A 20712-nucleotide genomic window follows, 5' to 3' on the forward strand; every position below is an offset into this window, starting at 1 on the left:
TAGAAGGGCGCACAAGGAGACCCCAATGTTCAGTCACATTACGGTCGGCTGCGCCGATTTGGCGCGCGCCGCTGCGTTCTATGACGCGGTGCTTATCCCGCTCGGCCTAGAACGGCGCGTGGTCGCTGCGGATGGCGGCCCTCCCGCCGCATGCTGGGTCCACCGTGGGCAGCCGCTGCCAAGGTTCTACGTCTACCTGCCGTTCGACGGTAATCCGGCTAGCGCCGGAAATGGCAGTATGGTCGCGTTCGCCGCACCGTCGCGCACGGCGGTCGACACCGCGTACGTGGCAGGGCTAGCCATGCACGGAAGCTGCGAGGGAGAACCCGGACCGCGTCCGCGCTACGGCGATGGGTACTACGGCGCCTACCTGCGCGATCCGGATGGCAACAAGGTGCACATCGTCTACCGGGGCGATGTTGCGGACGGCTGAGGGCTGGCGTGTGGATCGGCCCGACCGGCACCAGCGGCCTTGCGAGAGCGAGGCTTTTTGCTTAGTGCTGGGCGTGGGGAGTTTCACCGCTGACGTACTTCGTATTTAACATAATAGACGTTATGTGCATCAAGCGTCACACGTAGGGCGCTAAGCTGCTAACCGGGCCGCTCGGACAATAACGTCCGCTAGCGAGAACAATATGCAGTTGGTTGGCGTCTCGATTCCTACCTCTCGGACAATCGGCGATCTCAATACGCGATCGCCGTCTCGCACCGAGACTTGCAACTCGATAACCGTGCTGAAGAGTTCGCGCAAGGCTCGGGTCTGTTGCTGTTGCGCTTGCCGGCCTAGGGCCTTGAAATTGAACTCGGTGCAACCGGCGACATTGAGCGCATCAATTGTCTTGGTGACGCCGATCCGTGAACTGTTGCTAGCAAGAGAGTCTCGAAATCCCGCCTCGATCATGAGGGACACCAGGCATTGAACTGCCCAGGGCACGTCCTGGTCGGCCAGGAAATCCGCTGGGCGTTCGTATCCGAGTTCAGTCAACCGCTTCCCGAAACCAATCAAAGAGAAATTACTGCGCGGGCGGGCGTTGCTACCCAGCGCGGCGAGCAGAGCCGCATGGGACTGATAGCCAAAACCAGACGCGATGGCTTCGCTCAAGTGCGACGATTTGATGCCAGAAAATTGCTCTCGCGCGGCCTTCTTGTGTTCGCCAGCTGAGTTCTGAGTGAGAGCGGATGGGAATAGCAGCAACATGGGAAAACTCCGTTTCTTGCCCACAACCGACGATTACATGCGGGCACAATGAAATGGAGATTCACATGCCGAGGACGAGTGTCCGTAGGTATCGCAGGCCGTTTAACCCGTCGGCAGGTTGGGAGGCCATCCACCGCAAGATCTTAGCGGCGAAGGCGCATCTGTGCAACTTGACGCCACCGCCGGCGCAAAGGGGAACAGATTTGGGGCGTGGAGGTGAAGGATTTTGGGGCGTGCCCTTGGTAGGTAGATCAGGACTTTGGCACAACATCGAACGTCACGCCGCCATCCCACTCGAGCGAGACCTGACCACCACACGAAGCGCAAGTATGGGAAGCGGCATCATGCGAGTCGTCGGCGAAATGAACTTCGCCACGGTGGCCGCACGTCGGACAGCGGTAGACGTATAGGACTTGACCTTCCACTTCCATGGTTTGTACCTCTGGCCTATAGATTTCTGCAATCTAGCACGGCAGGAGAGCCCGGGGATTGCCGTGTGGGCCGGCGCTCAGAGCTTGGGTTCCCGGACGCATCTGCCGCCTTCCAAACGGCGTAACCTTCGGGTAGATTGTCGACCAGGAGGATTGATCACCCTCTCAACTTGAATTGGCGCCAGCTCAGAGCAATAGTCTCTTTCCTGGAGTTGATTATGACAACTGACACGGGTGGTTCATCTAGCGAGCCGGTGGCTCTCGCAGATCGAGCCGAAGTCAACCACGTTAAACGACACATCCGCAAGTGCCAGCGTCATCTGGCACGCCTTGACGGTCACCTCACCAGCGCCTTCGATAAAGCCCTGGACAACTCTGACGACGATACGGACCCTGAGGAACTTCAGACCTTGGGCGAGCAAAAGACGCAGTGCGAGCAAGCTGCTCGCAAGTACTCGGAAGCCATCGGATTGGCTTCCGCAAAGAAGTTGACGGAGGAACAGTTTGCGGTCGTGACGACCATGGTCAATGAGGCAGATGTTGCGCTGAACGAGGCCGAGCCGATGGGCTGGCCCTCGATGAAGTAATCGTACGCAACCTACCGTTTGATGAACCAAGGCCCGCTAAGTCGCGGGCCTTTTTTCATGGGTCAGTGGTACTTGGGCGCCAATTCGATTGCCTTGGCTACATGCGGTTGTAGCTCATCCAAATAGGCATCAACGTCGGCATCCTTCTGTGCCAACAGAGCTTTCTGCCCGACCACGTTTGGCCATTTTACTGCCGCGGCAGCTACGTCGATTGCACCGAGCAAGGTGCGCATTCGGACGCCGCGGTACCTCTCTTCGAGTTGGTCCGTTCTGATGACGTACCGTACAAGCATCGGTGAGACTTGCGCGGTGGCGGCCAATTGCATGGGGTCTTCTATGGCGCCAAGCTCGTCGAAAGTCAGACTCAGAACATCCTCAAACGTGAACTGTTTCATATCGAAAGTAGGTGGCTAAGGCTCACGGCGGATTGTACCAATCAACTCTGGCCGTGGCCTTGCCTCCCTTACCCCTCTCTCGCGCATGTACATCCAGAATGCTGACCGGAGATCAGTGCAACGCCGCCTTGCGCTTTGCTCGCTGGTACCAGCCTGGTAAGTAGGACGCCCCTTCGGCTAAGTCTTTCGCCAACTCAGGGTGTGACCGTGCCCAGTCCTGCAGAGCTGACCAGGCAGGTGAGGAAAAGAACCGCTCTTCGTCGTCCCCGTACTCGGCTTCACCGGCAACCACGATGCCAAACTCTTTACTGAGCTGCTGGATCTGTGTTTCCGAGAACCGCGTCAGATCAACCCTGGCCTCACTGGAGTACTTCACCAGCCACCATCCCTCTTTCTGGGGGCGGCCATTCTTTGGATGGGGCTGAAACTTCCGAAGCATCGAGACGCCGAGCGGAGTGCTGTCCATCCAGCCGTCTCCGCAAGTGATATATGGGCCATCGCTCGTAACGAAGCCTTTGCAGAGCAGCCCACCAAAGTTCGCTCTGTGGAAAATGCGGGTGGAGTAGCTGTCGTCGTTAGGGTCGATCACAAAGCACGCTAACACCCCTTCAAGGTCGTTAGTGCTCAGTGGCGACGCTATGGCAGCAAGGCTCTCTGGTCTAGCAGAGGTATGGCACACCGCCTCCATGCTCGCCCCCAAAATTGGCAACGGATAGGGCCCTCCATCGTGGCGGCGTTCGGATTCAAGCGTTATATAGGGCATTTCCAAAGGCCAGCTTATACGGGCGGTCCAAGGGCCATCATCAGGACTAAGCTTTGTCCCGCGAGTAATGAAATCCATGAAGGCCTCTACAGGGCCAGGGAACACCCGTTCGTCCTCAGAATTCCGTCCGAGAGAAGTTAAAAACGGGCCCTGCAATGCCCACCACTGGGCATCGCGACAACCAGGCATCAGCCCGCAAAGGTGATGCCAGCTGGCCACGTCAAAGATGGCGGCAACCAGCGCCTGCGCTTGCGCAGTGCCGGCTTCGGTTGCTCCCGCGATGCTGAGAAGCTGTCGAGCCAATATCAGCCACTCCGCCGGGCTAGGCCAGTGACCCCACTGCGGCGTCGTTTGCTCGCGATCACCTACCTGGACTGATTCGAATCCCGGCCATCGCTTGATTCGATTGGCGAACTCCTTTTCCGAGTCGCCGTTCTTGTGCAACCGACCTAGCGCGTGCTCGGCGCGGTCAAGTGTCGCGCTGGACCAGCGAGGCGGCTCAGGGACTGGTCTAATCTCTGCAAACGGGACGTTGTCGCGCGAGAATGCAAGGATATTGTGGGCTCGAGATATAGCGGTTGGCCATTGATCGGAGTCTCGACACATATCTAGCAGAGCGGCGACACACTCTGCCTCCGATGCTCCTGCCATTAGCCAGTCGTAGCGACTCGCCAGGACATCTGCTGAGTTTTGCAGCTCAATCAGATAGCGTGCTTGGGGCAGACCGCCTTCGGCGATTGCGACAGTCTCGAAATCAGGCTTGGTGAACAGGTCTTCGAAGCGGTCGTACCAATTCCCACCCAGACAGACTTTGACGTTGCCCAAGAAAGGCTCGAGTCGTCTGGCCAGATCGTTCCAGAACCCGTTGGACCCATAGGGGTGTGCAAGAGCAGGCATGCTGAGTCTTCCATTTTGCGCGGCGTGAGAGGTGTGCACATTGCCTCGGCCGCGACAGAAGTCAGCACGAGAATGAGGAGGTGGAATAGGCCCTGTTTTACCATCCGCCGAGTCGGCGGGTGCACGGAAGGCTTGGGCAGCGCTCCAAGCATGATACTCATCGTCGGCAGAAGATCAAGTGGTCTGATCATTGGTCTGGGTGACCGGCCGTTCCCCTGCCATGTCATGCCGCCATTGGCTGGCCCGCCCCTGCTCAATAGATCTGGTCGTGAAGAATGATTGAGGTACTGTCGTCTGGCCCTACCAAGGCAATGCCTTCTCCAGTCATCGTGTAGAGCGGCTGACTCGGAAAGACCCTGCGCACGCTTGCCAGATCGAGAAACTTTGGAACCTCAACGGGGCTGTCTCCCGCGAGTTCGGGCGAAAGGTCGCCGCCGCCTGGCAAGTCAGAAGGCGACCCTCCGGTTCGCACCTCAAACGGAGGCATCGCGAGAATTCCAAGCGGGATGTAGTCGGCAATCACCCATTCGTTGTAGCAACCTTGGCGCCGATTGGAAATCGTCAGCGCCAATTCTTGAATTGAGAGGCTCGCTGGCGCGTCGCACATTCGGCTTCCCGTCTGGTCAGTCCACGAGCCACAATCTGCCGCATCTGCACACCGTAGGGATTGCGGAGAGTGCAGGCCGAGAATCACACCAACGCAACCAACCGCATTGCTCGCATAGTGTTGCCCAAACCGGTCGCCTGGCATGACCACCGACGCGGAGAGTCCTCCTTGCGCTTTCCCGTCAAGTACCTTCTGCAGGTCGTCAGGGAACCACAATCTTTCAGAGTCAGTTTTCCCCGCGCCTTTCGGCGCCCCAGAAAAATGTACGAGCAGGCCACTGACGCCTTGGAGGAGTTGATACACCTCGCCGACTGTGGGTCGAATGAGAGAATTCGTCATTGTTGATCGTCTTGCGATTCTGGTGATGGTTGGTCTTGATCTGTGTCACAGGGCGCACATGGGGGGCGGCTAGATTACCTCCGTCGCGCCGGGCTTAATTGCCGAAGTCATTGCGCCGGGGTGAATACAAACTGCTGCATCCAGGCTGCAAGGTCTTCCAGCGCTTGCAACGCCCCGCTCAGCGTCGCATCCTTGGGCATGCCGCTGATTCCGAGATACTTGGTCGATCGACCCTCCTCAAACAAATTGTCTGCCGGGTCCGAGTGGGTACGCCATGAACTGACTTCGTTCTTCGTGTCGGCGTAAAACCTTTGTTTGATCTCTTCGATGCTTTGCTTTTCGGTACCGAAGCTGATGTAGCCGAGAACGTAGAAGTACAGCGCATGATCTTCATCCGTTTCATCTTCACCATAAGCCAGTACCACCTTCGAATATTTTCCCCAGCTAGCAGGATAAATCTCGACTACATGCTGGTTAAGGGATCGCCAGACCTGCTGTTTCGAAGTCAGCGCGACGGACCCTTCTAGTGTCATAGCCGATAGACGTTCTCGCACGCGTGCCGTGGCATCGTGCTCAAGCTGCGATTTGAACTCGCCTAGGAGATCGGCGGCCTGGCTAAGTGCATGGAAGTTTTTCAGGGCAAAGCTGAATGCTGCGTCTGACATTATGGTGCCGCTCTCTGGGTTGGCGAGTGACTCTAGGTGGTTGAGAAATTCTCTGTAGAAAAAGTGCCACTTTGATACCGGTGCCCGAACGAATTCCTGGCCTAGAAGATCGAGCGCTGTCTTCACGAGATCGGGATAGGTGACCACCGGCCATCCCAATGGAACATCGGAGGTCCTATCGGTCGGGCGGAGTACGCATTTGATAATTGGCCCACCGGCTGCGCGTTCAGCAAGCAGCCGGTCGTAAACGTGGAACGGGTTTCCGCGTGCGGTGGCGTAGACCTTATTCTCGATGCCCAGAACGAAGTCCCCGTCAGAAATCACGAGATCAAGGCGTTTTACAGAATCACTCTCTTGATCGGTCTGGGCAACTTCCCGTTCAGCGGTAACGCCGTCCCAGTCGACCGACTCGACTATGATCCCTTCAGCCAGGCCTCTATTTGCGAGACACGATAGAAGTGCTTTTGCTAGCCATCGCGGCGCTTGTGGTTCCGCACCCATGAAAAGAGCCATCAGGTCGGACGTAGGGTTCTCCAAATACCCCGCGCCGCCAACCGCGTAGAAGTTGAGTTCCGGCGATTCCATCTGGGGCAGGTCCCCGATCTGCCTCAAAACCTGTGCAAGTTGCTCCATTAGTCTCGTATCTCTTCAAAGCCGGTCTGTGTTGTCGCCACACGCTTGGCGGCGGATTTACCCGCCGCACACATCGCAGGTCAGCAGGCCATTGATGTACGGCCGGTTTCCCTGATGGGGGTCAACAATCTGTTTGGGATGGTAATGGCCCTGAACGCAATCGGGGGGGATGTCTTGGCGAACGACATAGCAGGGGGGCTCACCCCCAAAACCCAAGGGGCGCCGAGCGGCTAGTTGCCCCCACTCGGACAAGATCATCTTCGCCACTTCAACATGCTGCGCCGCAGGCACGAGGCCTACTGGGACATCGACCTCCAGAATTGTCGGGATGCCATAGTTGCGAAGCCGGAAGCGGTAGTCTTCACCACTCAGGGGACGGCCCAGATGCGCCGCGAGCGCCATCAAATATTCACTACCTTGGATGAGGTAATGGCCGCATTGTTTTACTAGAAATTCGTCACTTCCCACGAGCCACATTTTGCCCCGCTCCCTATCGCTGCGGTCGGCGAACTGCTTGATGGCACTATCCACGTCCTCCTTGGGTACATCCGAAAAAATCTCGCGGAACGCGTCGCAAAGAAGTTCGCTGTCTTGCCCGAGCAAGCCGCGCTCGTAGTAGCTGGCCAGCTTCAACGGGCGGCAGCCATGAAAGCCCTTGAAATGCGTGTAGTAGCTGGTTAAGCCAGCGACGAATTCGGGTAGGACGTATTCCGAGTCGGGTAGCCAGGCAAAGTCGTCCGACCAGCATTTCGGCCGCTCTTGCGAGAGATGCTGTCGCAGTTCGACGGTTAGCACATGGCCTGCATAGTGGCGGATGCTAGCCAGCCAGTTCCGGCGCATTCTCCAGTCAAAAACCTTGGTATTCATTAGGGTCAATTGTCAGCTAGTACGGTTAGGCGCAATGTAACTGAATTGCCGCGCGGCGATCGGCGATCATGACACGTCCGGAGTACGGCGCGAGGCTTTGGCAGTGACCGTGACCTAGACCAAGGATGGCCCATTTTCATTCCTCGAAGCTAGCGCCCAACCTGATGCCTTGATCAGTTGAAGCAGGCGACCGAGTTGTGAGGAGGCGACTGTCTGGTTGATCGTCGGAAATAGCTCACTCAACATATCGTCGAACGTCAGTATCCTGATGGGGTTTCCATTCAAGCTCTGGCGGAACTCTGGGTGCTGTTCCCAAGCAGTCCGATCTGCTTGGGCAGTGAGCCGCGTCACGGCCGTTACGTACGTGAATGCCTTTGCGCCCGTGGCTCGCTCCACCTCAGCGCGAAACGCCTGCGCCCATTTCGGCCTGGCGAGCTCGCGAAATGCCATCCATGCTTCCCTACCATTCACCTTCTTGTTCTTGGCGATCGCATCACTCCAATACTGCGGGCTGAAGCCTTGCTGCCAGCTCTTGCAACTGACTACCACCACCCGTTCGGGCCCCTGCATTAGCGGGTGAATGCCGATCACGTCGACGTCGCTGTGAACCGCATCGGCTTGGGCGACATAGTCGACATGGTCTTTGGCTGGTCGGAACTTCAGGTTGTGCTGGGTGAAATACCCCTTGTGCTGGAGGTACTCGTCGACCATCTGCTCCAGAATGTCTTCTTTCATGTCCCCTGCCCTTTGTCTATCGTGGACCCGAATCAAGCTGTTGGCAGTACCGATCTTCCAACCCCCAATAACTTAGGGGAAGGTGCGTACCAGGTACGCGACGATTTGGTGGCCAACGGTGTTGAACTGCTCAAGTGACGTAACCATGAACTTCAGTTCGTCGCCTCTGCCACTTGCGTACTGCCGAACTTCGATGCGCTCGTTGATGAAGTCAACGACTAGGCGCACGCGAGGCTTGTCACTAGCAACCCACGCGGTCTCTGCAATGTCCACGCTCACTGTGCGACGTTGTAAAGCCCAGCCGCTGACGGTAGTGACCAGCCTCTTGCCGAGCCGCATTTCAATGCGGTAGGCACGCGCTAGCATCTTCGCTAGCAGGCGTGCTCGACGAACTTCGAACATCGCTTCCCCCATAGGTTGATTTCAATTACGTTGATTGCGAATCCCAGAACTTCCTCATTGCAGCTCGGCGGCGGGCGTCCTCGGTCGTGACGTAGCGGGTGGTGGTATCAAGCGATGCGTGCCCCGCGTTTTGCTTGACGGCCTCGAGCGGTGCGCCAGCGGCCAATGCATGGGAAATATGGGTGTGCCGCATCCAGTGCGTGCTGGCCGCCGCCAAGCGCGAGGCGCCTCGGGCGTCGACCGCTTCCAGCTCGGACGCGCACGCCTGGAAGAACCGCTTGATCTGCCGGTACAACGTGGTCGCCGCCAATCCCGCCTCGGCGGGGGCCGTGTCAATCTTCGCCCACCCCCCTGCCCGTTCCTCCTGGTCGGTCGCGTGGCCGAGCAGCGCCACACCGCGGCACCGGGCAGGATCACTGGCGAACCCCCGCGACTCCAGATACTCGCCCAATGCGTGGACCGTCGTGTCGGGTACCGGCACGCGGCGCAGCTTGTTCCCCTTGCCGATCACGGTGAGCCACCAGCCCTCCTCACGCTCGCCGGTACCGGGCTGGGCCAGGCTCACCCACTCCAGATCGTCCGTGCTGGCCGCGATCACCTCGGACAGCCGCAGGCCGGTCGCGTACAGCAGCGGCAAAGCGACCTGCAGCCGGCGATGGATGGACGTCGCCGGCAGGCGGGCCAGACACCCTTTGACAAAGGCCCACTGGTCCTCTGTCAGGCTGCGGCCGACGTCCAGCTCGGGTTTGGCGCTCGTCGGCACGTGAATGCCCTGCCAGGGATTGCCGGCCAGGTAGTTCTTGGCGTTGAGATACGCATACAGGTTGGCCAGCACCCCGATCGCATAGCCTTGGGCGCGAGGATTCAGCGGGCCCTCGAATGGTCGCCAGAGGGGCGTCCATCGCTCCCGCGAGCGCGGGCCGCACCATTCCTTCGGTGGGTCGGCGAGGAAGTCCCGGTACGCCATGCAGTCGTCCGTGTCCATGGAGGACAGCGGCTTTCCCCGGGCCAGCATCGACCACAGGAGGAAGCGTTCCGCCTCCTTCCGGTACGCCCGCTGGGTATTCGACAGGTAATTCAGCCAGTCGTAGGGCCCCTGCCCCGTGCCGACATCCTTGCGCTTCTCCCGCAGGCGCAAGATCCGATCCGGCGCCAGCCCGGGTTTGGAGCGCAGCCAGGACAGCACCGCTTCGTAGTCATTGTGGGCGTTGATGAGGCAGCGAGCCTGCGGCAGGCGGTAGGCGCCGTCGCGACCGTCCAGATGGACAGGCAGCACCAGCTTGTCGAGCGGGACCAGGGCGTTTTCCTTGCCGCGGGGCACGACCGAAGCCATCTCGTGCACATAGCGCCTGCGGCGCGGTACGGCCACGTGGTTGCCGATCGACCGGCCCAGCGTCTCGGCGTGAGTGGTCAGGAAGGCTTCGATCGCCCTCGCCTTGCCGGCGCCAATCGCCGGCAGGCCGCGGGCCCAGCCGGCACCCAGCCCGTCAATGCGATCGAGCAGATCCGCCAGCGTCGTCACACCGGCCACCTCCAGCCGCTCCGCGAGGGGTTCGGCCAGCCAGGCACGGCACGCGTCGCCGGCGAGGACAGGCTGGGCGTACCGTTCTTCGAGCCAGTCGATCGCCTCCAGCTGGCGGCGCATCATCCGGGCGCGCTTGGACTCCCGTTTCAGGGCGTCGCCATAGCGTTCCTGGTAGGCGGCCAGTTGCTCGGACTCGCCAAAGCCGTCCATGCCGGTCTCCGCCACAAACTCCTCGAGCGACGGCAGCCCCAACCCTTTCTGCCCGATCTTCCGGAGGTCCCTGGCTTCCAGCTTCAGGCGGCGGGCGGTACCGGGGCGCTGGGCCCGAGTTGCCGCGGCGACGAGCTCGCTGCGCAGCCAGGCTGTCACCCGACGGACCTTGGGATGGGTGGCAAAAGCGTGCGCGGCCGGATCGGCTTCGATGTCGGCCTCCGCGCCCTCCTCGCCCTCCGGGGATCGGGCCAGCAATTCCTGGTCGGCCTCGATCTCGCCTTCCTCCATCAGATAGCGTTCCCACATGGCCCGTGCATGCAGGCCCTGGATGATGGCCCGCAGGAACCCGAAATGCCCCCGATGCAGCTGCCGGCGCGTGACGGACCGGCGTCTGCGCAATGGCGTCACGATGGTGGCCCCCGATGCCGGGGCGTTCATGCCGAAGCCTCGCGCATGGCCCGGGTGCGCTCGCGGTGCTTGGCCAGGTAGCCGCGCTGGCCAAGTGTCGGCACGACCGCCAGCCGCAGGTCCGGGCTGAGACCCAGCGCGTCACGCGCGGCGGTGTCCAGTTCGGGCGAAATCAGTATCCGGCCGTCGTCGTCGAACGCGATCAGCCCCGTCTCGAACAGGCAGTCGAGGTTCGCGGCCAGCAGCAGGCCGTTGTCGATATCGTGGCGAGCGGTGGGCGTGTCGCCGCAGTCGGCCCAACGATGGATATGGGCCGCGCGCAGGACCGCCGGCGTCGAAACGCCGCTCACGGCGCAGCAGCCGTGCAGCTGGAGAAGCGCCTCGCGGAACCGTCCCTGTCCGATCCGCCCCCGCACCTGACGCGCCGCTTCCGTCGGCAGCCCGTTCTGGGCGGCCAGCGCCTCCAGCGCGGCGTCGAGCGGGTCCGGGGCGGCACGCAAGGCGCCGCCTGCCTCGGCGATCGCGGCCCGGTCCTGTGCCGATGGCGCCTGACCGGCTGGCAGACCGAGCAAGTCGGCAGCCGGGTACGCGCGGCCGTCGAGGACCACTTGCAGCGGGTCCATACCTGCGCCCGCGGCCTCCAGCTCCATCCCGGTCAGGCCGGCGGCGGCGGCGCGTAGTTCACCGGCGCCCCACGCCGGCTGGGACCGCGTCGGCGTCCGGCCACGCTTCAGGGAGAAGCCCAAGGCCTCGAGGTGCGCGCGATATCGCGTGTACTCGCCGTCGGGCATTTTCCAGTTGAAGGTGGGCAGTTCGGCTGCGGTACACGCCTCCTGGCCGATCGCGCGTGGGCTGTACCAGAGTCCGTCGAGGCCCAGCCGCCATTCAGTCTCGTGCGGCTTGTTGGCGATGTGTTTCATGGAAATGGCCCATTCCATCCTGTCTCGCAGCGCGGCAGCCCCGGCCTCGACGTCGTGCCGCTGCAGTCGCGACCACGCTGGATTGTCCGCTGCCGCGACCTCCTGCCCGGGCCGTCGCAGCGGGATATCCATCGCAGCCAGGCGGCGGCGGGCGGCTTCCCCGGCAAGCGTGTCGCGCGTGAGCTCGCCAAAGCCGGCGTGCCGGTGCGCGAGCGCCAGAATGGCCTTGGTCGGGTACCACTGCCCTGCGATCTGCGCCTCCCATGGCGTGCTCGACTTCAGGGCGGCGACCCGCTCGCCCGCCTGCCACGCGCTCGCGGCGGCCTCCAGGTGGGCATGGGTGATCTGTTGGAGGGTGTCGGGATCGCGGGCCATGTGGTTTGGTCGGTGGGGGCGCAGAACCCGCCAGCCCAATGCCGGCGCGGCCTCCGCGCGAATTCGTCACATTATAGGCGGAGGCGTGTGCGCGATGCTAGGTGACCCGTACCTTATTTTGTGTGTGCTTGATAATAAGAGTTATCATGCACACATAAAAAGTGCATTTTTGGCGGGGACTGGCACGAAAAGTACCTTATGAGGCATTTTGCAAGTGTGCCCATTTAGTTTGAGACGGGGATCGCGCCAACCTCAGCCCGCCGATGCCGATGCTGCGCGAGATGACGGGCCGACGAGGGAGGCGGGCGGCGGGCGGCGCGACGACTGCGCCGGCGAGTTTCCCGCCCTCTATATATAGAAGGGTTTGGGGAGTGCGGCGTGTCCAGGCGCATTTTGAAGGCGGCGTCGCCCGCCAACCCGTCCAGGGGCAAGGCAGGAATTTTCGAGTGAGCCTTTTTGGGTGCAGCAACCTCGCGCCCAATGGAAGCGCAATGCCTTTCACGGCGAGGAGTCTCCGGAGGCACGATAGTGAACAATTCGGAAAACTGCCGGTAGGCTCCGGCCTTGTCGCGGTCTGCAGAGGCGCATTCTGCGGATGGCGACGCCAACGCTTACCAAGGGTACGAAGCGCAATACCGAAGTACGCACTTTTTGACCGGACCAGCCTGCCCTGTAAACAACGCGCCAACGGCCCGCTCGACGCAGGGCCGAATGGCGAGCTGAGAGTGTGTCGTTCATTACGCAATTGTCACGCGCTGGAGCGGCGGCCTGGGGCATACTGGCCCGCCGCGGGCAGATCCGGCCGCGCTCGCTCAATCAAGCCGTCCCCCGCATGAAGCGCATCCTGGTAATCAAGATCACGTCGCTTGGCGACATGGTGCATACCCTGCCGCTGCTGTACGACCTGCGGCGCGCCTATCCGGAAGCCAAAATCGACTGGATTGCCGACGCGTCGTGCGCGGATATCCCCAACTGGGCGGTAGGCGTCGATCGTGTCATTGCGCCGCCCCTGCGCCAGTTCAAGAAGAATGGCCGCAAATGGCGCGACCTGCGCGGCATATTCAGCGCACTGATGTCGCTGCGCCGCGAGCGCTATGACGTGGCCATTGACGTTCACGGTGTCTACAAGAGTGCCATTGCGGCCAGGCTCGCCCGGACAAAGCGGCGCCTCGGCTATGCCGCCGAGTTCCTTGGCGAAGCAAAGGCGGTGTTCGCCTACACCGAGATTTTCGGGCCGCATGGCGATGCCAACTGCCGGCAGAAAATGCGCATGGTGGTGGCCAACGCGCTGGGCTACGACATCGAGCCGCACGAAACGGCCGAGCTTCGGGTGCCGGCACCGGCCACGCCGCTGAATGCCGACGGCGTGCCACGTGCGCTGCTGTTCCACGCGACGTCACTCGAAATCAAGAAATGGCCACAGGCGAACTGGGTGGAAGTTGGGCATCAGCTGGCCCGGCGCGGCTATCGCGTGCAGTTGCCCTGGGGCTCGCAGAAGGAGCAGCAGGAAGCCCAGGCGCTGGCTGCGGCCATCCCCGGCGCCGAGGTGCTGCCCCGCATGTCGATCACCGAGTGTGCGCAGCGCGTCGACGCGGCGTCACTGGTTGTCGGCATGGACACCGGCTTCGTGCATCTGGCGGACGCGCTTGGCAAGCCAACGGTGATGCTGTTCACCGCGACATCGCGTCCGCATTTTGGCGTCAACAAGCCAGGCCAGTCGGTGTCGGTCGGCGATAACGGCGCACCGCCTTCGGTCGACGGGGTGCTGCAGGCAATCCACTACGTCACCCATGCCAGTCCGGTGCCCGCGGGCAGCGCACCGCTTCAGGCCGCCGGCAGCGCATCGACGTAACGCCAGTATTCGAAATCCGCGATCGTCGTATTGCCGTTCATGGTGACGAGGTCAAGCATGAACGGCTGGCGCTGGATCATCCTGCAGATCAGGTAGTGCGAAGCGCGGGTTAGCCCAGACCGCGGCGCCACGGCGTCTTCCTGTTCCCTGCAAAAGCTCGGCGAAGCAAATGCACCCTGCCATGGTAGAAGGATCGCATCCCACGCTGTTGCACAGGACAACGCGCACTTGACATGGCCTACTGGCGCATACTCTAGAAGGACAGTTTCGCCACATCGCCTCAATGCCCATCATGCAGCTCGCCTTATTCCAGCGAAAAGCAAAGATCGATTTCGATCTCTCGGCACCCGCCCTTCTCGCGTTTTGGCCTGCTTTGGGAAAAATGCCGCCGCTCGTGCCCCTGCCCGGCTTCTGACGTCGGCAGAGAACACCGGACGCAAGCACGCCTCTTCCCGGATGTCGATTGAACCCTGCATTCAAAGGCGCGGTCGCCAACCTCTCGCGGATCAACGCGCCCTTTGCAGACCTGCCGGGTGCCTAACGGGACAGGGGGACACAGTCCAACATTGGCCCTCACCTTCCGCTGGCGGTCTACCGCCAAGGTTTACTCGTTCAATATCCTAGGCAACTTCTTCCACCCACCCACGTCGGATAGGGAGAATTCCGAGGTCGCGCTTGCCCATTCAGACCTGCCACCCTGAGCGCAATCTACTCACACGCTGACCCCAAAATCCCCCACCGCCTTATGCACCACGCAGGAAGCGCAGCCGTGCTTGCCGTGACCCTCCTATCAGATAGGGAATCCACCAATTCGGTAAACCCGCATTGACCTCCCCCACTAGCACGCCTTGCAGCTAGCCAGTATTAGATTTCCTGATACGGGACGCCGACCGCCCTTGGCTTATGCAACAGCCCATAAACTGAAATCACGCGGCAGATTTTCCGGCCTCCGATCAACGCCATTGTGCTTCGATCCGCCCTGCCTGCCGCCTGACACCGCGCGACAGCGCACCGCCATTCTGGCGGTATTAAAAAAGGAGACAAGACAATGAGGAAACTGATCGTATGGGCAACCGCCGCCCTGTCCGCTTTGACTGTGGTTCAGGCCTATGCACAAAGCCCCGCGCTGGATCGTATTAAGAACTCCGGTGTGCTACGCGTTGGCGTGAAGACCGACTACAAACCGTTCGGGTACCTCGATCCGAAGGGTGCCGTCGTTGGCCTGGAACCGGACTTGGCTGCAGATCTGGCGCAGAAACTGAAGGTAAAGCTGGAACTGGTTCCGGTCCAGACCGCCAACCGCATCGAGTTCCTGCAGCAAGGCCGCATCGATCTCATGATTGCCACCATGTCGGTCAACGACCAACGTCGGAAAGTGGTCGGCGTCATCGAGCCCTTCTATTACGCAGGCGGGACGAGCCTGCTCGCCCGAAAGTCCGCCGGCATCAAGACTTGGGAAGATGTCCGAGGCAAAGACATTTGTGGCACGCAAGGCGCGTACTACAACCGGGCAGTGGCGCAGAAGTACGGGGCGAACATCGTGGCATTCCCTGGGAACGTCGAAGCACTGAACGCCTTGTTGACGGGCTCCTGCGTCGGCTTCGTGCAGGACAGCACCCTCCTGGCCTCCATCATTTCAAGCGGCGAAGCGAAGTGGAATGACTACACGACGCCGTTGCCCGTTCAGGACCTTCAACCCTGGGCAATCGCTGTCCCCATCGGTGAACTCAACACGGCATACGGCGACTTCGTACGCAAGACCGTGACACAGTGGCACGCAAGCGGCTATCTGATCGAAGAGGAAAAGAAGTGGGGTCTCAAGCCCACCGAGTTCCTGAAGGAAAACCAGACGAAGTTGGCTGCAGGAAAGTGACAATGCTGGAAGCCGACCAAATGGACCTGGAAACGACCATCGCCCGATGGGTACACCGTTTCTCCATCGATCAAGCACCGGCAGGCGCCATCGGCGCAGCCACGCTATGTATTGCAGACGTCATGGGCGTCGCTCACGCCGGGTCGCGCACTGAGACCTACGGCCTTTGTTCCCGCACTGGATTTCATCAAGGCGGTTGCACGGTTATCGGCACGGGCGCGACTGCTGATGCACCGTCAGCAGCGTACCTGAATGCAGTGGCCTCGCATGTCCTGGACTTTGACGACACAAGCTACGCTGGAATCGTCCATGGGTCTGCCGTCATACTTCCTGCCGTTTTGGCTGTCGCCGAGGAAATCGGTGCCAACGGCCGCCAACTGCTGGAAGCGTTCATCTGTGCAGCCGAAGTCGAGTACACCCTGGGCCTGGCGCTCACCGAGACGCTGTACGCCCGCGGACACTGGACGACGGCGACGTTGGGCATCCTGGGGGCGACCGTCGGGGCTTGCAAGCTCTACGGTTTAGGCGTGGAGGAAGTCGCGAACGCCATTCGTCTCTCGATGAACATTCCCCTGGGGCTGCGCGCGACACACGGCTCCACCGGCAAACCGTTCCTCTGCGGTATGGCAGCCCGACTGGGCGTCGAGATGGCGCTTGCGGCCAAGGCCGGCATCGCGGGGAGCACCAATACCACACATCACGCTTTCGGCTTCATTAATACGGTGAACGGCGGACGGTTTCATGAAGACGCCATCGCCGGACTTGGAACCCGCTTTGCACTGATTTCACCAGGAATCGCTTTCAAGCTATACCCCCTGTGCTCCGCGACTCAGGCCGCGATCGAGGCCACGCTGATGATTGCCACCACCTTGCGACCGCGTGTCGCCGATATCGTCCGGATCCGTTGTCGAACCACGCCGCTGGCCGCTAGCTGCCTGCCATATCTGGAACCGACGGCGCCGTCAGAAGCTCAGTTCTCGATGACGTTCGCGATCGCCTGCGCGCTGTTGTACGGGCCGGTCTCTATCAACCATCTCAATATGGAAACGCTGCGCGACGAACGACTTCGCGTTCTGATGACGCACATCGAAATGATTGCCGATGCGGAACTCGTGGATCCGCGCGAGCGGGCAGACTATCCGGAAGGTGCCAGCGTTGAAATTACGCTCGCCAACGGCGAACGCTACAGCGAGACCATTCTTGCGGCCGAAGGCATGCCCCAAAAGCCCGCGTCGATCGACACCTTGTGCACGAAGTTCAAGGACTGCACGGCGCAAGTGCTGGAAGCTTCTGGCCGCGAGGCATTGTGGGATCGGCTGATGAGCATAGCCAGTCTGCCTGAAGCGCGCGATCTTCTGCGACCAGCTGCGCACGCCTAGGAGGCAAGATGGACATCGCAGAACTCTTTCGCGGCCTAAACAGCACTCAAGGCATCAATTTCTCGTTCTTTTACGACCAGTTCGACAAGGAGCTTCTTCTCCAGGGCATACGCTACACCGCCTGGCTGTCGGTGGCGTCGATCGTGGGAAGCCTGGTTGTGGGGGCGATCGGCGCCTACCTCCAGTTTTCGGGTGGAAAATTCGCCAGGAGTGCCGTCGACCTCTACGTGCAGGCTTTCCGAAACACGCCCCCGCTTGTCCAGCTCTATTTTTTCTACTTTGCGCTGGGCCCTGCGCTAACCGGTTTGCTCGGCGGCACCTCCCCCGTCCTGAGCAACGTAACTTGGGCGATCGTCTCGCTGACGTTCTATGCCGGTGCGTTCAACGTGGAAATCTTTCGTGCTGGCATGGAGGCCGTCCCCAACTCTACGCTTGAAGCAGCCGATGCACTTGGGATGAACAAGGGTCAGACGTTTCGCAAGGTGGTGCTGCCGCTGTCGTTGCGCATCAGCTTCGCCGGCCTGAATAACAACCTGGTGAACCTGATCAAGACGTCGACCAACGCCTTCGCCATTGCCGTGCCTGAGCTGCTTTATGCGTCCTCGCAAATCTGGTCAGAAAGCTTGAACGCGCTGGAGATGATGGTCTTTCTCCTCGTCTTCTACATCGCCGTTATTGGCGTTTTCACCTGGCTGATGCACAGGATCGAGCATGCCGTCGCAGTACCTGGCTGGGGAAAAGCATGAGCCCATACATGAAGTGTGCAACGTCAAAATGGTGGCCGGCGCTCGCGCTCTCGGCCTACGCAGGTTCCGCCCTGGCAAAGGATGGTGAGGCCGGCGCCGCGGCGCTGGGCAAGTGGCTCCCATTACTCCTGCAAGGCTTCGCCGTCGACGTAGGCATCAGCGCGGCATCGATGGCCATCGGAACCCTCCTCGGCGCAGGGCTGGGACTGGGGCAGATCGCGCAGCGTCGCCAGCTTCGAGTCGCTTCACAGTGGGTGACGCAGTTCTTCCGCAATGCGCCATGGCTCGTCCTGCTGTTTTTCTGCGTCTTACTGCTCCCCAACCAGTTCACGCTCTTGGGCACGGACATACCCTTTCCTGGCTGGGCCAAAGGCATCATTGGTCTTGCACTACCGGTCATGGGGAACGTCTCCGAGGTGGTGCGTGGCGGCATTCAGTCGATTCCTTCCGGCCAGTGGGAGGCCGCGGACTCCTTGGCGTTGAGCCGCTGGCAGATTCTTCGTCTGGTGGTGTTGCCCCAGGCCGTCAAGCGGATGGTTCCCCCTTGGATGAACGTCTACGCCATCCTGATGATGGCCACGCCGCTGGTGTCCATCGTTGGCGTCGAGGATAGCGTGACCGTGGCACGGGCCGTGTTGTCGGCTGAGAACAGCCCGGCACTCCTCATGCCTGTGTATGGGCTCCTCCTCATTCTCTTCTTTGCCTATTGCGCGCCCATTGCGCGCTGGACAAGACGGCTCGAAGCCCGCTTCGCCGTGGCATGACACATAAAAATGGAGACATTCGTGACTAACAATACTCGCGAGACCATCGTGAAAGTCGACCGCGTGACGAAGGCATTCGGCGCAAATCAGGTGCTCAAGGGCGTTTCGATGACCGTGGGCAAAGGGGAAGCCGTGGCGCTGATTGGGCCATCGGGTTCCGGCAAGTCGACGTTGCTGCGCTGCATCAATGGTCTCGTTCAGCCGGATAGCGGCGAGATCTATGCCGCGGGGCACAGGGTCCATGACCTTTCCGACAGTGCGAGACGCATTGCCTTGCGCAAGGACGTCTGCATGGTGTTTCAGCAGTACAACCTCTTCCCTCATATGACGGTGCTCGAGAACATCATGCTTGCGCCCGTCCAGGTTCTGAAGCAGCGCCCCGACGAAGTCCGCGAGCGCGCCATGACGCTGCTTGCAAAAGTCCGACTGACTGGCAAAGAGAACGCCTACCCCGGCCACCTCTCGGGCGGGCAACAGCAACGCGTGGCAATCGCACGAGCATTGGCCATGCGGCCTAGTGTAATGCTGTTCGACGAAGTCACTGCAGCACTGGATCCCGAGACCGTCAAAGAAGTCCTGATCACGATCCGAGAGCTGGTGCAGGAAGGCATGACCTGTGTCCTCGTGACCCACGAGATGAGGTTCGCCCGGGAAGTGGCCCACCACATTTATTTCACCGACAAAGGACTTATCGTGGAGCACGGCAAACCGGACGCATTTTTTGATGATCCGCAGGACTCCCGCACACGCGAGTTCCTGGGCCACGTACTGGCCTGAGTCTGCGTGTCAAATCAATTGACATGTTCAAACTGAAATCAGTGGAGCACTCTGTGACACAACAACGCACCCTTCCAGGCCGTTTTCGCTGGCTGATTACTCAATGCTTCATCCTTGCCGCTACGCTTTCGACGGGTGCGCATGCCCAGCCCACAGAAGCTGCATTGCCCCGTGTGGCGGTGCTGGCTACGGGAGGCACCATCGCGGGTACCGGCGCAAGCGAGACCCAAACGACCGCATACACCTCTGGCGTGCTGACCGCCGACGCGCTGCTTCGTTCCGTGCCATCGCTCGAAAAAGTCGCACGCGTGTCGGGTGAACAGATCTCAAACGTTGGCAGTGACAACATGACCAACGAGATTCTCCTGAAACTCGCAAAGCGCGTGAACGCCCTCCTGGCGCAGCCCGATATCGCCGGCGTTGTCATCACACACGGCACCGACACGTTGGAGGAGACGGCTTACTTCCTGAATCTGGTGGTCAAGAGCGACAAGCCGGTGGTCGTGACCGGCGCGATGCGCCCCTCGACGGCGATTAGCGCGGATGGGCCCAGTAACATCCTCCAGGCCGTTACGGTCGCCGCAGCCCCGTCTGCCCGCGGACGCGGTGTCATGATCGTGTTGAATGATCGTATTGGCGCTGCGCGGTATGTCACGAAGACCAATGCCAATTCTTTGGACACCTTCAAGGGGCAGGACGCGGGCTACCTCGGAACACTGGTCGATCAAGTCCCCTACTTCGAAACCACCACGGCAAAGCCTCACACCAAAGCCACGCCATTCGACGTCGCAAAACTCGATGTCTTGCCCGAAGTCGCGGTGATCGCGCACTATCAAAGTGACTCCGGATTCATGTACGAAGCCGCAGCAAACAACGGCATCAAAGGCATCATTGCCTCAGGTGTAGGCGCCGGTAGTGTTTCGCTGCGCGCCATCCCCTCCATCAAAAAGGCGATGGGGCAAGGCATCGTCGTCGTGCGTTCGTCACGGACCGGTGGTGGCTTTGTGCCAGATGATCCGGCATACCCTGGCCTCGTCGCAGATAGCCTGAACCCGCAGAAGGCCCGCATTCTGCTGATGCTGGCACTGACTCTTACCAAGGATCCGAAGCGCATCCAGGAGTACTTCCACACCTATTGACCGCGCTAGCGCGCCAAATCCAAAGGGCATTAAGGGCCGCTTCAAACAAGGCGGCCCTTCTTCTTTTTACGCCTGACACATGCGTAAACCCTGATACTGGACGCGCAACTTTACGTCCAGCGCTAACTACTATCACGTTGAGTAATAGTGTCATCACACATGCTGTTTTCCTGAAGTTCGCTGACTACACTGATCTCCAAGCTTGCATCGACAGCGGCAAGC

Annotated in this window: 20 protein-coding genes; 9 read left to right on the plus strand and 11 right to left on the minus strand. The window is 60.6% G+C overall.

What is annotated here, in order from left to right; all coding sequences use genetic code 11:
• The first annotated feature begins 25 nt into the window (after nt 1-25).
• Entirely contained in the window at nt 26-433 is a 408-nt protein-coding gene (locus F7R19_RS19550; protein ID WP_061954317.1) for a VOC family protein, read from the plus strand.
• Nucleotides 434-583: 150 nt separating this feature from the next.
• On the opposite strand, the gene F7R19_RS19555 is transcribed toward F7R19_RS19550, so the two are convergent.
• Nucleotides 584-1198, minus strand: coding sequence for a hypothetical protein (locus F7R19_RS19555; RefSeq protein WP_017510566.1), 615 nt, complete (start codon nt 1196-1198; stop codon nt 584-586).
• 649 nt (nt 1199-1847) lie between these two features.
• Between F7R19_RS19555 and F7R19_RS19565 the strand changes: the two genes are divergently transcribed.
• Entirely contained in the window at nt 1848-2216 is a 369-nt protein-coding gene (locus F7R19_RS19565) for a hypothetical protein (RefSeq protein ID WP_017510565.1), read from the plus strand.
• 62 nt (nt 2217-2278) lie between these two features.
• Here F7R19_RS19565 and F7R19_RS19570 read toward each other — a convergent pair whose 3' ends face one another.
• From F7R19_RS19570 to F7R19_RS19610, 9 genes are all read right to left on the minus strand, one after another.
• Nucleotides 2279-2611 (minus strand): hypothetical protein, encoded by a 333-nt coding sequence (locus F7R19_RS19570; RefSeq protein WP_011514862.1) that lies wholly within the window; start codon nt 2609-2611, stop codon nt 2279-2281.
• Between the two features lie 112 nt (nt 2612-2723).
• The gene (locus F7R19_RS19575; protein WP_017510564.1) at nt 2724-4271 is read right to left on the minus strand and encodes a hypothetical protein; all 1548 of its coding nucleotides are present in this window, start codon (nt 4269-4271) and stop codon (nt 2724-2726) included.
• Between the two features lie 253 nt (nt 4272-4524).
• A complete protein-coding gene (locus F7R19_RS19580; protein ID WP_104670320.1) occupies nt 4525-5217 on the minus strand; it encodes a hypothetical protein in 693 nt (230 codons plus the stop codon).
• A gap of 107 nt (nt 5218-5324) precedes the next feature.
• On the minus strand, nt 5325-6515 hold the full coding sequence (locus F7R19_RS19585; RefSeq protein WP_017510562.1) for a PDDEXK-like family protein: 1191 nt from the start codon (nt 6513-6515) through the stop codon (nt 5325-5327).
• 57 nt (nt 6516-6572) lie between these two features.
• Entirely contained in the window at nt 6573-7382 is an 810-nt protein-coding gene (locus tag F7R19_RS19590; protein ID WP_011514858.1) for a hypothetical protein, read from the minus strand.
• A 114-nt stretch (nt 7383-7496) separates the two neighbouring features.
• Nucleotides 7497-8117 (minus strand): hypothetical protein, encoded by a 621-nt coding sequence (locus F7R19_RS19595; RefSeq protein ID WP_011514857.1) that lies wholly within the window; start codon nt 8115-8117, stop codon nt 7497-7499.
• 72 nt (nt 8118-8189) lie between these two features.
• On the minus strand, nt 8190-8519 hold the full coding sequence (locus F7R19_RS19600; protein WP_124682092.1) for a hypothetical protein: 330 nt from the start codon (nt 8517-8519) through the stop codon (nt 8190-8192).
• Nucleotides 8520-8544: 25 nt separating this feature from the next.
• Nucleotides 8545-10695 carry a phage integrase family protein gene (locus F7R19_RS19605; RefSeq protein ID WP_011229412.1) on the minus strand — a complete coding sequence of 717 codons (2151 nt, stop codon included), beginning with the start codon at nt 10693-10695 and terminating at the stop codon, nt 8545-8547.
• Nucleotides 10692-11960 carry an HNH endonuclease gene (locus F7R19_RS19610; RefSeq protein WP_011229411.1) on the minus strand — a complete coding sequence of 423 codons (1269 nt, stop codon included), beginning with the start codon at nt 11958-11960 and terminating at the stop codon, nt 10692-10694. Before F7R19_RS19610 ends, F7R19_RS19605 begins: the two co-directional genes overlap by 4 nt.
• Before the next feature lie 832 nt (nt 11961-12792).
• On the opposite strand from F7R19_RS19610, the gene waaC reads away from it, so the two are divergent.
• Complete coding sequence (gene waaC / locus F7R19_RS19615) at nt 12793-13812, plus strand: lipopolysaccharide heptosyltransferase I (protein WP_017510559.1); 1020 nt, start codon at nt 12793-12795, stop codon at nt 13810-13812.
• Here the strand turns inward: waaC and F7R19_RS29820 are convergent.
• Nucleotides 13785-13943 (minus strand): hypothetical protein, encoded by a 159-nt coding sequence (locus F7R19_RS29820; RefSeq protein WP_160172346.1) that lies wholly within the window; start codon nt 13941-13943, stop codon nt 13785-13787. The two genes, waaC and F7R19_RS29820, sit on opposite strands and share 28 nt — an antisense overlap.
• A 917-nt stretch (nt 13944-14860) precedes the next feature.
• On the opposite strand from F7R19_RS29820, the gene F7R19_RS19620 reads away from it, so the two are divergent.
• The 6 genes from F7R19_RS19620 to F7R19_RS19645 are packed head-to-tail and all read left to right on the plus strand — an operon-like array spanning nt 14861 to nt 20490.
• Nucleotides 14861-15685, plus strand: a complete 825-nt coding sequence (locus F7R19_RS19620; RefSeq protein WP_017510556.1) for a transporter substrate-binding domain-containing protein — start codon at nt 14861-14863, stop codon at nt 15683-15685.
• 2 nt (nt 15686-15687) lie between these two features.
• The gene (locus F7R19_RS19625; protein ID WP_017510555.1) at nt 15688-17064 is read left to right on the plus strand and encodes an MmgE/PrpD family protein; all 1377 of its coding nucleotides are present in this window, start codon (nt 15688-15690) and stop codon (nt 17062-17064) included.
• An 8-nt stretch (nt 17065-17072) separates the two neighbouring features.
• On the plus strand, nt 17073-17810 hold the full coding sequence (locus F7R19_RS19630) for an amino acid ABC transporter permease (protein ID WP_017510554.1): 738 nt from the start codon (nt 17073-17075) through the stop codon (nt 17808-17810).
• Nucleotides 17807-18574 (plus strand): amino acid ABC transporter permease, encoded by a 768-nt coding sequence (locus F7R19_RS19635; protein ID WP_017510553.1) that lies wholly within the window; start codon nt 17807-17809, stop codon nt 18572-18574. The genes F7R19_RS19630 and F7R19_RS19635 overlap by 4 nt, the downstream gene beginning before the upstream one ends.
• A gap of 9 nt (nt 18575-18583) precedes the next feature.
• On the plus strand, nt 18584-19351 hold the full coding sequence (locus tag F7R19_RS19640) for an amino acid ABC transporter ATP-binding protein (protein ID WP_051068924.1): 768 nt from the start codon (nt 18584-18586) through the stop codon (nt 19349-19351).
• Nucleotides 19352-19374: 23 nt separating this feature from the next.
• On the plus strand, nt 19375-20490 hold the full coding sequence (locus F7R19_RS19645; RefSeq protein ID WP_080711477.1) for a type II asparaginase: 1116 nt from the start codon (nt 19375-19377) through the stop codon (nt 20488-20490).
• Nucleotides 20491-20712 lie beyond the last annotated feature (222 nt).

This window comes from Cupriavidus pauculus, from assembly GCF_008801835.1.
Taxonomy (GTDB): Bacteria; Pseudomonadota; Gammaproteobacteria; order Burkholderiales; family Burkholderiaceae; genus Cupriavidus; species Cupriavidus pauculus.